The sequence below is a fragment of the Candidatus Poriferisodalis sp. genome (genome assembly GCF_965198245.1).
Classification (GTDB): domain Bacteria; phylum Actinomycetota; class Acidimicrobiia; order Acidimicrobiales; family Poriferisodalaceae; genus Poriferisodalis.
Genome location: NZ_OZ240249.1, coordinates 432,602 through 445,295 on the forward strand (window position 1 = coordinate 432,602; position 12,694 = coordinate 445,295).

Here is a 12,694-nt window from a genome sequence, read left to right on the forward strand (position 1 = left end):
TCCGATGTGGGTGATGACGTTCCGACGACGAGTGCCGACGACACGGTGCCGGTTGAAGGTGTCGCTGTGACTGGCGAGGTCAGCGTGGAGGATCAGTCAGATCCCGATCAGGCATCGGAAGACGAAACAGCGGACACAGATGAGCGTGTCGCCGAACCCGAAGACTCCGATGATCTCGGCGATGGCGTCGAGACAGATGTTGTCGAGACAATCGTCGATGAGCCCGACGACGTCGAGGACGCCGAGGATTTCGACGTTGACGACGGAGACATGGTCGCCGTCAGCCCTGCGGACGACGATGAGGTCCCGAGCGACGATTCGCTTCCGGATTCAGAGGAGGAAGCAGCAGTCGACGACACGCCGTCCGACGATGAGGTGTCAACTGAGTCCGAGACGGCGAGCGACTCGCCCGAGGAAACACCTGCGGTCCTTGTCGAGGACCGTGAGCAAGTGCTTCAGCTGGCGGCGCATCGGCTCAACGGCGAGTTGTTCGATGTTTCGTCGCTCGCCGGTCGTGATGTCCTGCTGTGGTTCTGGTCGCCGCTCTGAGCGGAGTGCCAAGGAGAAGCGCCTGCGGTCGCAGCGCTGAAAGCACAGCACGGGGACAGCCTGACCCTCATCGGCATACCGGGCAAAGACAGTCGCGACGACATGGTCCAATTCGTCAGCGGCTTCGGCCTCGAGAACATTCCCCATCTTCCCGACGACCCTGCCCGCTTGTGGGACAAGTTCGACGTGAAGTTCGTCAGCTTTTGGGTGCTGATTCGTGCCGACGGCACCGAGGAACGAGTAGCCGGCGCCGTCCCCGAACACCTCGTTACAGACGCGCTCGTCGCAGGCTGACCGCACGTCCGGCTCGATGCGCGAACGAACGAGGCGTCGCCGGAATCCCGAATCCCTGAGCCTCACTCAGACCCCCGACAGTGCTGCGGACGGGCACGGCTCGCAGCGTGCAGAGCGTTTGCCGGCGTCGCTCGTGGCTGGGCTGGCGTTGGTGGTTGTGGGCAGCGGGGTGGCGTTCGATCCTTGGGGCTGGAGCGGTTACCTGTCTCCCAAGGTGCTGATTGCCGCTGGCGGAACCCTGCTCTTGGTCGTCCAACTGGGTCGCGGCGGGATGCTGGTGGTGCCTCGAGGGTGCCTGCTGTGGGGCGGTGTCGCGCTGGGAGGATTTGTCGTAGCCGCGAGCATCGCGAGCGACTCAGTGTTGCGTTCGATGCTGGGCGCTCCGCTGCGCCAGGAGGGATTGCTGGCGTGGCTTGGCTTCGCTGTGGCGTTCGTGGTGGGACTGTCGTTGCGGCGCAGCTTCGGTGATGCCGCTGATGGGTCTGTGGTCCAGGTTGCCGTGGTGGCTGTGTTGGCAGTGGGGACGCTGGGGGCGTTCGAGTTCGCGGGCCTCGAGATTGACAGCGACCTGATCGAGTTCCGGGGCCGCGTGCGTTCGACGCTGGGCAATCCGGCAGTGCTCGGCGGATTCGTTGTGCTCCTGGGGCCGGTGGCCGCTGTGGCCATGACGCGGGTTGGCCGGTGGCGCATCGCCGGCGCAGCGGCGGCAGGTCTGGCAGTACTGAGTGCGTGGACGTCTCAAACCCGCGGCGTTTGGGTCTCGGCTGCGATCGTCGCCCTGGTTGTGGCGCTGCTGCGGCTGCGGGGTCATCTGCGCTGGACATTGGCGGCGGCGGTGGCTGTTGGGGCCTTGGCGTCGCTCTTCACCGGCAGGTGGCAGGCGGCGCTTGCAGACTTGAGCGAGCGGGCAGCGATCTGGCAAGTCGCGCTGTCGGCGATCCGGGAGCATTGGCTTGTCGGAGTCGGCCCCGAGATGTTCATCGTCGCCTTCGGGGAGCATGTCGGCGATGAGGCCGCCCGCGAGATTGGCCGCGCCGCCACCGTGGATCGCGCCCACAGCGGCGTCCTGGATTTCGGGGTCTCATACGGCGCAGTCGCCGCTGTGCTGCTCGTGACGGGATTGGTCTTGATCGCCGCAGCGGCGCTCAAGGCGATTCGCGGCGGCAATGTGTTCAGCGCCGCGCTCGGCGCGGGCATTGCGGCGTACGCCCTGCAGCAGCAGGTGTTCTTCGCTCATCCTGCAGTGGACATGACGTGGTGGCTGCTGATCGGGCTTCTTGCTGCGGGAACCGGCGTGTCCGTGCGTTCCATGCCGCGGGCGGTTGCTGTGGCAGCGGGCGCAGTCTGCGCTGCGTTGATCGTCAATGCGGGCTCATTGCTGCGCAACGACCGGCTGTACAGCGAGGCGTTGAAATCGCCGACCTTTGCGGGCGCACTCGAACCGCTCGACCGAGCGGCGTCGCATCGCCCGTTTGACGACGCGAGCTATGTGCTGATAGGTGCACTCGTGGCGGAGACGCCCGACGCACACATCGTGCTTCGCGGTGTGGAGCGGCTGCGCGACGGAGCAGATCGAAGCCGGGGCAACGAGCTGGTGTCGTTGGCGTTAGCCGACGCTCTTCTGCAGGCTCACAGTCTCACCGGGTCGGAGTCGCATGCGGTTGAGGCGAGAGATGCGCTTTCTGAGCTGATCGCGAGCCAACCTGCGAACGGCGATGCATATCTCAGGCGAGGCATCGCTCTTCATCGCCTCGGCGATGTCGAGTCCGCCCGATCGGATTGGCAGCGTGCTGAGTACTTGATGCCCGAACGTTCCGAATCCCGCGCGTTTCTCGATGTGATCGACACGAGCTGACGATCCATGGGCTGCGGCGATTCGACCGGCCGCGGATTCGGAGCGTTATTCGAATCGCGCTGTACACACGATTAGGGTCGGCGCTTCAACCCTGCTCTAGCGAGGAAGTGTCATGAACTCAACGAGAGCAAACGCCGTGGCACGCAATTCAAGTTGGTCTGTATTGGTGCGCTCCCGTCGGTTCCTCGCAGTGCTGGCAATCGTCGCGATGGTCGCCGCAGGTATGCCCCAGGCAGGCGCGGCGCCCGGGGACATGCACACCTACTCAGGCACGATTACCGGCGAGAACGGCAGCGCGGTCAGCGGGATCACCGTCAGCATCTTCTGTTTTGCTTGCGGTGATGAGCAAGTCGATCTGACGGGCAATCGGCTCCGTCCCCGCATCTCACGCTCCGAGCTCATGGGGGAGGACGTGACTGATTCATCAGGCAGCTGGTCGGTCACCGTCGCTGAACCTTCCGACCGCTGGGACCAACCACTCATCCTCGCCTGGGATCTTTCTGGCAACGTCGCACCGGCAGTCCTGAACGTTGACAGCGAATGGGCCACTACCACTGGAGTGGATGGCACGCTCGCTGACGGCGGCAAGTTGTCGGGCCGCATCCTCGCGGACGGCGCTGCGCCGCCTGTCGGCGTCTACGGAATCTCAATCAAGCTGGAGAGCCTGAGTCAGGGCAAGTTCGGATTCTTGCGCTATCCGCTCGAGATCGGCGATGACGGCAGCTTTGCCACACCCGCTCTGCCCGATGGAGAGGTCATGCTGGTACTGCCCAGCGATCTTCCGGAACCGTACGCCGGAGCGACGTGTTACTCCACTCCCTTATACGACCTCATTGACGAGGCGCATCGAGATTTTCCGACGCTCGCGACGATTTCGAACGGCCAAGATGTCAACGTAGATTTCGAATTGCCGAAGAGGGCTGCGCTGTCAGGGCGAGTCACCGACACTTCGGGTACCGGCTTGGGGGGCATCCGCATCGCCACAAGTCCTGGCGGTATTGCGAGCGGTGGTTTCGCAGCACTGACCTCGGACGATGGGACGTATGGCTTCCGCCGCTGCAGTGGCTCATCTGGCGTATTCCAGATCCGCTTCTTCGCGGCTGACGGACGCTATGCGCCCGAGTGGTACGACGACAGGCTCAGTCCATGGCGAGGGGCGGCCTACATGTCCGGTCGACCTGGTGAGCACCGGTCGGATGTCGACGCACAGCTGTCGCTTGCCAGCACCGTGTCTGTGCGAGTGGTGGATGCGCTGGGTCTTCCGGTTCCCGGCGCGTCGGTATCGGTGTGCAGATCGAACTCCGAGGACTCCGACGCCATCCCGAATTGCCTGTCGTCGCGGACGGCCTCGTCGGGTTCGACCGAAGTTGTGGATGTGCCCGCAGACGATTATGACGTGATCGTCTACCCGCGCGGCGGCGGAAGCGTCACGGCGTCGCTGACCCTGCCCGAAGGCGGCCGTGAACAAGTCGACGTTGTCGTCACTGCCGGGGGCAGAATCAGCGGCGTCGTCACTGACAGCTCGGGTGAACCGATCTCGGGCTTCCCGGTGATCTTCCGTGGGAACTCCGGATATTCGTACGATGCCGTCACAGATGGGGACGGCTTCTACGTTTCGCCGCTGATGAGTGCGAGCGACTATTCGGTCTCGTTTGGCGGGGTCCGTAACCGATTCCCGCCTGGAGGGATTGAAACGCGTGAATCCATATCGGTTGTCGACGCCACGATGACAACCGATGTCGATGCCCGTCTCAGCGTCGGGTACATCACCGGCACGGTCACCTCCGGCGGCTCGCCCGTGGGTGATGCGCGGGTCGCTGTAGCACCGTCAGGCCGTTCTGGGCAGGCATTGTCTGTGATGACTGCTTTGGACGGGACGTATCGACTCGCCGCTGCTGCGGGTGAGTACTCCGTGCACTTCTCATCTGCCTGGCATGTAGCGCAGTACTATGACGGACGCGCAGAACTGAGCGATGCCGGTCCGGTGACCGTCGCAGTGTCCGCTGCGACGAGCGGCATCGATGCCAACCTGACGGCCATCCCGCGGGCCGTGGCGCCTCCAGTGGGCACCGACGTCACCGGTGCATCATCGGCTCAAGGGGGCATTCCAAGCTTCCGCTCCAGCGACGCGATCACCATCACCCATCAAGGTTGCATGGACGGCAACGCGTCATTGAGGGTGTCGGACATCGAGTCGGGCCAGTCGACGTGGCACGGGATGAGCGAAGAGCCCGCGGGATCAGGCACCTACGTGGCCTCTATCGCGTCCGCCAGCGAGCTTCAAGCAGTGGGCCGAGGGCACGTGACGATCAATATGAACTGTGCAGGAACCACGGAGACGGTCGAATTCAGCATCTATATCGACCCGTCGGGGGTGGTGCAGAACCAGCACGGCAAGCCGATCGAAGGCGCAACCGTCACCTTGATGCGAGAAGATCCCGACACGGCGGTGGCCGACTTTGAGGCTGTCGCCGATGGCTCGGCCCTGATGGATCCCACGGTCAACAGCACGAACCCCGATGTGACCGGCGCTGACGGGCAATTCCGCTGGGACGTGGTAGCGGGGCTGTGGAAGGTGCGTGCCCAAGCGCCGGGCTGTCATGCCCCGGGGGATTCAGCGACGGCGTACGTCGAGACGGCCGAGTTGGTGGTTCCGCCGCCTCGTCTGGGCTTGGTGCTGGAGCTCGAATGCGAGGGCACCTCGGAGAGTTCGCTGGTCGTCGCCAACGGCGGATCGCTGTCCGATATCGGCACAGCAGCCTCGTTGGTGGCCGCGGGACTGGGTGATGCGGTGGTGTTCGCCGAGTCGGCTGGCTCGCTGGGCAATGCCGCTGCCGAGGTGGTCGCTCAGCAGCAGCCCGGGCGGGTCCTGCTCGTCGGGGGAGCCGCCGCGCTCGCCCAGAGCGTCGCGGATGAGATCTCCCGTCTGGCTGCTGGGGTCGAGGTGGATCGCCTGTCGGGCGCCGACCGGATCCACACCGCTGCGTTGGCCGCCCAGCGTGTGCTCGCTGAGGCGACGGACCCATCGGTGGTGATCGCGAACGGCTGGTCTTTGTCCGACGTGGGCACAGCGGCGTCCGCTGTGGCCGCGGGCCGTGCCGACGCGGTGCTGTATGCGCAGGCGGGCTCTCTGGGGGACTCCACCCGGGACGTTCTCGATGAGCACCGGCCCACGCAGGTGTTGATCGTCGGCGGGGCCAGGGCGCTGAGTGCCGAAGTCGCCGCTGCCGCACAGGAAGCTGCAGGCGGTACGCAACCCGAGCGCCTGGGCGGTGCCACACGGGTCGAGACTGCTGCTGGGTCAGCCCGGCACGCATTCGGACAAGGCGCCGCCATCGCGGTGATCGCGAATGGCTGGTCGCTGCCCGATGTCGGCATCGCCGCATCCCTGGCCGCAGCGCTCGACGGCGCCGCTGTTCTGTATACCGAACAGAGCGAGCTGGGCGACATCACCGCTGGCCTGCTCACCGAGCACCAGCCGACGCACATCGTGCTCGTCAACACGGTCGAGCCGGCCAACCGCGCCTTGAGGACACGGATCGCCGAACTCGCACCCCAGGCCACGGTCACCTACGTGACCGCAGCCACAGCATCAACCCAGTTCGCACTTCACCCCACAAGCTGAACCAGCGTTCGGCACACGATGAGCGCGACCGGAGTGTTTCGCCACCGGGGCAAGAGCGGCCAACAGTTGCGCAGGGGCGCTGCCGCGGCAGTGATCGCAATGGTCGTGGCCGCCACCGTGCTTGCGATGCCGGAACCCGCAGCCGCACGAGCCGCTCAGCCATCGATTGCCGACGTAACGGTCACTCGCTACGGCGGCGCTGACCGTTACGCCACGTCGTTGCTTGTGGCCGAGGCCTATGCGCGCGAGGCGGGTGGCAAGCTCGACACAGTCGTACTGGTGTCCGGCGAGAGTTGGACATCTGCCGTCGTAGCAGCGCCTTACGCCGCGAAGCTCGGGGCACCGCTGCTCATGACACCGCCCGATCAGCTGCGGGATGACGCAGCTGAGTTCCTGCAACGAGTGGACGTGTCGACAGTGCACTTGCTGCGCACCTACAGAACCGACGGCTTCATCAGCTTCGAAGTCGACGTAGCCCTCACTGCCCACCTGGGCATCGATGTCGAGTACATCATCGGCGGCGACCAGTACTACACCTCTGGCGTGGTGGCCAAGAAGATGGGCGAGGCCGGCATCATTCCGGGCTTTGGCCGCACGGCCATAGTTGCGAATGGCGAAGCGTTCGCCGACGCGCTCGTAGCTGGACCGTTTGCCGCACGAGGCGGCCATCCGGTGTTGCTGACCCCGCGGGACGAACTGGATGGCGGTGCTCGTGCTGCGCTGCTCACCGGACGCGTCGAGCACGTAATCGTGATGGGCGGAACAGCGGCGATCAGCGCGGAAGTCGAGAAGTCCGTACTCAAAGACGGGATCGGCGTGACTCGTATTGCGGGGGCGACGCGGTACGGCACAGCGATCGAGGCAGCAAGATTCATCCGCAATCGCTATAGCGACAAGGCTGGCGAGGAGTGCTTTACGTCACGCCGCATCGGCGTGGCTCGGGCACAGGTGCCGTTCGACTCGTTCAGCGCTGGACCGCTCTTGGGACTCCTCTGCGCGCCGCTGGTGCTCGCCGACCCCAGTGGCATTCCTGCCTCGACGGCCGCCCATCTCGACTGGTCCCGAGGACGGACTGCCGCCGGCAGTTCCTCATCGTTTGAGGCGTATGTCTTCGGTGGTGAGGCGGCCGTCTCCACCACAGGTCTCACGCGATATCTCGAGGCTGAGCGTGTTGCAAGCTTCACCGGCATCGTGGTCGGGACACGGCCTGTGGACGGATGTGGCGGCGAGATCACTGATGGGCCCGTCGAGGTCCTTGATGGGCGGGCGTCGAAACCCGTATGGTCCCCGGACTGCACCAAGATCGGTTACCACACCTACGACCAGATATGGACGATGAACGCCGATGGCACGGGTCAGCAGATGCTCGTCCGCCATGAGCAGGGCGGCATCACCGATCTGGAGTGGTCGCCCGACGGCGACCAGATCGCGTACAGCTTCGCCGTGGGAGTGGGTCTTGACCGCGGCGCGCATATCTGGTCGGTCGCTACCGATGGCACCGGCGCTGCTCAACTGACGTTCGGTGCCGTCTATGACGACTCGCCGTCTTGGTCGCCGGACTCAGGGCACCTCGCGTTCAGGCGCATCAGGCACCTCAGCACTGTTGCGGCAGCCGACTTCGACTACGAATACGAACTCCTCGTCATGTCGTCGTCCGGCTTCCGACCTGTCCCATTGACGGGGTTAGGGGCGAATCTTGAATCGTTGGGATGCGAGTTCTTGACCTATGGGTCGCCTCGATGGTCGCCGACTGGAGACTGGATTGGGTTCATCGCCGAGAGCGGCACCGTGGCTGTCATCGCGCCCGATGGTTCAGAAGCGCGTCCGGTGGCCTATCAAGCTTGGGCAGATAGGGGCCTCTCTTGGGCGCCCGACGGTCAACGGCTCGCCTTCATGCGCTACACCGCGCAAGGAGGCTCCGTTTTCTTTGCCGACATCGAAGGCCTCGAAGAAGAAGTTGTCACGTCCGCGGCCGGCGCTTCCTCGGTGCCTGATTGGTCACCAGACGGTAAGCGTCTCGTCTACTCGGCTGGAGGGACCGTCTCGGTTACGGGTGCACGGGGCACTTCGGTCCCGGCGTCGGCGCGCACATGCCGCCCCCGGGGGTTTGGCGGCGTCTCCGCAGGTTTTCCGGTCCAGGATGACGTGCCGACCACGGGAGTCGTTCGCATCGGTGTGCTGTTCATGGACTTCTCCGACGCTCAGGCGGAGCACTCCACCCAGCGTGAATCTCGGCTCGGATTGCAGTGGGCGGAGAACTACCTGGAGGCGGTCAGCTACGGCAGGCTCGACGTAGAGTTCGCGCCGCTGCATCGCTGGCTGCGGGCGGAGCAGCCCTTCGAGGCATACATGGGCCCGACAGCTGTCTCAACTGGCTTGGTCGGGGCTGCCTCGGAGCACGCGGTGGAAGTGGCCGACCCAGAGTTCGACTTCACCCAGGTGGATCTCGTACTGACGGTCTTTCCCGGCAGCCACTTCGGCGGCGGCAATGCCTTGGGTTCAGCCACAGCCGACGGCTTGACGGTGTCGACTACGCGGGTTAACACGTTTCCGCTGCCCGAGCGTCGTGAACCGCTCGACGACTGGGGATATGTTGCCGCCCACGAGATCGCGCACAACCTCGGATTGGTCGACCTCTACCCCTACGGGCGCCGCCCGACGCGAACGCTGCCAGACGACGAGCAGTTCAGAGAGGTTGAATTCGGACTGATGGGTCTGCAGTCATATGCCCCAGTCTCTCGCAGCAGTGAAACGCATCCAACCGGCGAACCCGAGCAGGCGAGAGGACAGGTGAGGGGATGGTGGCCTGAGCCGCTCGCGTGGAGCCGTTGGCAAATGGGATGGCTGTTCGATTCGCAGGTTCGCTGCATCGTTGATGGGTCGGCCGAGGTGACGCTGTCCCCGGTTGCGCGGCCCGGCGACGGCGTAGCGATGGCGGCAGTTCCGCTCAACGCTCAAGGGGCTCTTGTCGTCGAGAGCAGACGTCCGACCGGATATGACAGCCACAATCAGGGATCTGGCGACTTTGGCGTCTTGGTCTACACCGTCGACGCTGCGCGCATATCGGGCTACTTGCCGATTCGCGTTGCCGGCGACCTCTACCGCTACCCGCTGCTGGAAGCCGGAGAGTCGGTGACGCTGCGCGGCTACACCGTCGCCGTCGTGTCCGACGACGGCGACACCCATACCGTCACGATCACCCGCAACAGCTGATGATGTTCTGCAAGCGGCCCGTTCGGGGCCGAGTTCCGGTCAGAGGCGAAGTGATGTGAAACGGCTGCGCCGGAGCGCTGTTGCGGCGGTCGGATGCCTCGTGGTCAGCGGCGCACTTGCCGTGGTGCCACCGGTTGCGACGCATCCCGCAGCAGCACAGAATGTCGGCGGATCGGTCTTGGTGGTGGCGTTGGGAACGTCGCTGCCTGATGTGGGCACTGCGGCATCGCTGGCGGCTGCGGGCGAAGGCGAAGCCGTGGTTCTCGCCGAGGCGGTGGACGAACTCGGCGCGGGCGGAGCTTCGATCATCGCGGAGCAGCAGCCGGACCGCATCTTGGTGGTGGGCGGCGCCAGTGCCGTCGGCTCCAGAGTCGTGAGCGAGCTGCGCTCCCTGGCGGCAGGCGTCGACATCGACCGGCTGTCCGGCAGCGATCGCATACATACAGCCGCGTTGGCGGCGGCGCGAGCGCTGCCGGGCTCTGGGTCGGTCACGGTGGTGCTTGCGAACGGCTGGTCGTTGCCCGATGTGGGCGCGGCGGCTTCCGCGGTGGCGTCGGGTGCTGCAGACGCAGTGCTGTATTCCAGCCGGGACGCACTTGGCGAGTCGACCCGCCAGGTGCTGGCCACACATCGGCCGGTTCGCATACTGGTGGCCGGCGGTGCCGCGGCGGTGTCGGCCGATGTTCTGGCCAGCGCGACCGGGTCTGCGGGGGTCGTCCAGACGGAGCGGCTCGGCGGCACGACCCGGGTGGAGACAGCGGCGCTCGTCGCGCAGCACGCCCTGGACGGCGGTGCCACGACGGCGGTGCTCGCAAATGGCTGGTCGCTGCCCGACGTCGGCGTCGCAGCCGGTCTGGCGGCGGCATTGCCGGACAGTGTCGTGCTGTATACCGAGCCGGATTCGCTTGGTGCTGCGACCGAGACGGCGCTCACCGAGCACGCGATCAAGCACGTCTTCCTGGTCGGAGCCGTCGACGCCGACACGACGCACCTGATGTCGCTGGTCCCGTCGAAGTTGCCGCTGACCCGCATCACCACCGCCGCACATGCGTCGCTGCACGCACTGGGAGCGGCTGCGCCTGCGAGCCAACCGCGCTTCGTCGCGATCAGTGCCGCTTCGTCGTTTGCGTGTGGCATCGGGCCCGATGGCACGGTGGAGTGCTGGGGCAACAACGGTCGGGACAACGCGGTGGCCCCTGCCGGAACGTTTTCCTCGCTTTCTGTTGGACAGAATTATTCGTGCGGGTTGCGGCTAGACGGCACTGTCACCTGCTGGTTGTTCGACGGCAGAGACGGGCCGGCGGCACCGTCGGGCGTGTTTGTCGCAGTCTCAGTCGGGAGTTCCAACTCGTGCGGCCTGCGACCCGACGGCACGGTGGCGTGCTGGGGCAGCACATACAGCGGCGTGAACGATGTTCCCGCTGGGTCCTTCACCGAGATATCCGTCGGGCGAGACCATGCGTGCGGCCTGAGACCCGGCGGCACCATCGAATGCTGGGGCGATGACGACGGCGGCGAGACGGTGGCACCCGCGGGAGCGTTCGTCTCCGTGGCTGCGGCCTCCAGCGGTGACGACTCGTGCGGCATTCGGCCGAACGGCACGGTGGAATGCTGGGGCCGGCGCTACGAAGGCGACCACCCATTTGAGGTTCCGTCCGGCGAGTTCCGCTCTGTCGTTCCCAACGTGAATCATGCCTGCGGCATCCGGATGGACAGCTCGGTGGAGTGCTGGGGCACCAGCTACAGCGGTCAGCTGAACGCACCGCACGGTGCCTACCGCGCGGTCAGCCTTGGTTACCAGCACACCTGCGGCTTGCGCCTCGACGGCACCGTTGTGTGCTGGGGCGAGAACGTCCGGGGGCAATTGGAGGTGCCCCGTCGCGACGGCGCACCGCGCCTTGCGCCGTGGCTGTCATCGGACGCTGCTTGGGTTGTCGGCATCGGCACTTCCATTGAGGTGGACGTGAAGTTCCCCCTCGCCGTGAGCGGACTGGAGGTCGACGACTTCGACGCCGTCAACGCCGACGCGACCGCGCTGGAGGGATCCGGCGTGAGTTATCGAGTGACGGTGGTTGCGACGTCGCCCGGAACCGTGGTGGTCCGCGTGCCCGAACAAGTGGCCCATGACCGGCTCGGCTACGGCACTGAGCGATCGCAGCCTCTGGCCGTCACGGTGACCGACGGCCGGTCGGCCGGCACCGTCGGATTGGACACGTGGGATCGCGATGCCGTGCTTGCCGCGTATGAGGCCGAGTACGAGCGTGAGGAGCCCGATTGGGGCTACACCGGCAACGTGGCGGACTGCGTAGCGGGATCCACCAGCCAGGAATTCCGCGACAGCATGATCCAGCGCATCAACTGGTTCCGCCGCATGGCCGGGGCGACCACCGTCACGGAGAACAGCGGTTTCTCGTCAACCGCCCAGCACGCCGCGCTGATGATGGCCGCACAGGGCTCGCTCTCGCATTTTCCCGGCGCCGACTGGAAGTGCTACTCCGAAACGGGTGCGTTGGGGGCTCGTTCAAGCAACCTCTTCCTCGGCCTCTCCGGTGTGCGCTCCATCGACGGCTACATCCAGGACTCCGGTGCCAACAACCTGAGGGTGGGGCACCGCACGTGGATCTTGCTGCCGCAGCAGACGATGATCGGCACTGGCGATGTCCCCGACGCGCGCGGCGTCCACAGGGCCAGCAATGCCCTGTATGTGTTCGGGCCTCGGTCGTCGACTCGTGAGGTTCGGGAGCAGCGTGGATTTGTCGCATGGCCTCCGCCCGGGTATGTCCCGTACACGTCAGTGTGGGGACGGTGGTCCTTCGGTCTGGCGGCGCTCGAATGGCAGTGCAGCCAGCGAGCCCTTTGGCAGTGCCAGCCTGATGTCTCCGGGGCGACGGTTGCTATGGCCGATGAGTCCGGTCCCGTGAATATCGAGATCATCGCGAGAGCGGATCTCCTGACCGACGCAACGATCGTGTGGGCAGTCGCAGGCGACACGAACTCGGGCCAGCACGAAGAGCCGGCCGACGGGGAACACTGCTACACAGTGACCATCAGCGGCGTGCGCGTCGAGGGCACCGTCCAAGACCCATACGAGTACATGACCTGCGTCATAGACCCCGATACCGAGGCCTAGTCACGTGCCACGCGTGCTTCGGGGGCTC

The 12,694-nt window shown here is 65.5% G+C and carries 6 protein-coding genes; all 6 read left to right on the forward strand.

Annotated elements, in window-relative coordinates:
• The first annotated feature begins 6 nt into the window (after positions 1 to 6).
• The 6 genes from ACOCMM_RS02160 (at position 7) to ACOCMM_RS02185 (ending at position 12,666) form a co-directional block, all read left to right on the forward strand.
• Complete coding sequence (locus ACOCMM_RS02160; RefSeq protein WP_419551560.1) at positions 7 to 549, forward strand: hypothetical protein; 543 nt, start codon at positions 7 to 9, stop codon at positions 547 to 549.
• A gap of 102 nt (positions 550 to 651) precedes the next feature.
• The gene (locus tag ACOCMM_RS02165) at positions 652 to 843 is read left to right on the forward strand and encodes a hypothetical protein (RefSeq protein ID WP_419551561.1); all 192 of its coding nucleotides are present in this window, start codon (positions 652 to 654) and stop codon (positions 841 to 843) included.
• A 16-nt stretch (positions 844 to 859) separates the two neighbouring features.
• Positions 860 to 2,698, forward strand: coding sequence for an O-antigen ligase family protein (locus ACOCMM_RS02170; protein ID WP_419551562.1), 1,839 nt, complete (start codon positions 860 to 862; stop codon positions 2,696 to 2,698).
• Positions 2,699 to 2,864: 166 nt separating this feature from the next.
• Complete coding sequence (locus ACOCMM_RS02175) at positions 2,865 to 6,323, forward strand: cell wall-binding repeat-containing protein (protein WP_419551563.1); 3,459 nt, start codon at positions 2,865 to 2,867, stop codon at positions 6,321 to 6,323.
• A gap of 18 nt (positions 6,324 to 6,341) precedes the next feature.
• A complete protein-coding gene (locus ACOCMM_RS02180) occupies positions 6,342 to 9,536 on the forward strand; it encodes a cell wall-binding repeat-containing protein (RefSeq protein WP_419551564.1) in 3,195 nt (1,064 codons plus the stop codon).
• Positions 9,537 to 9,591: 55 nt separating this feature from the next.
• Positions 9,592 to 12,666: a cell wall-binding repeat-containing protein gene (locus ACOCMM_RS02185; protein ID WP_419551565.1), complete on the forward strand. Its 3,075-nt coding sequence runs from the start codon at positions 9,592 to 9,594 to the stop codon at positions 12,664 to 12,666.
• Positions 12,667 to 12,694: the final 28 nt, after the last annotated feature.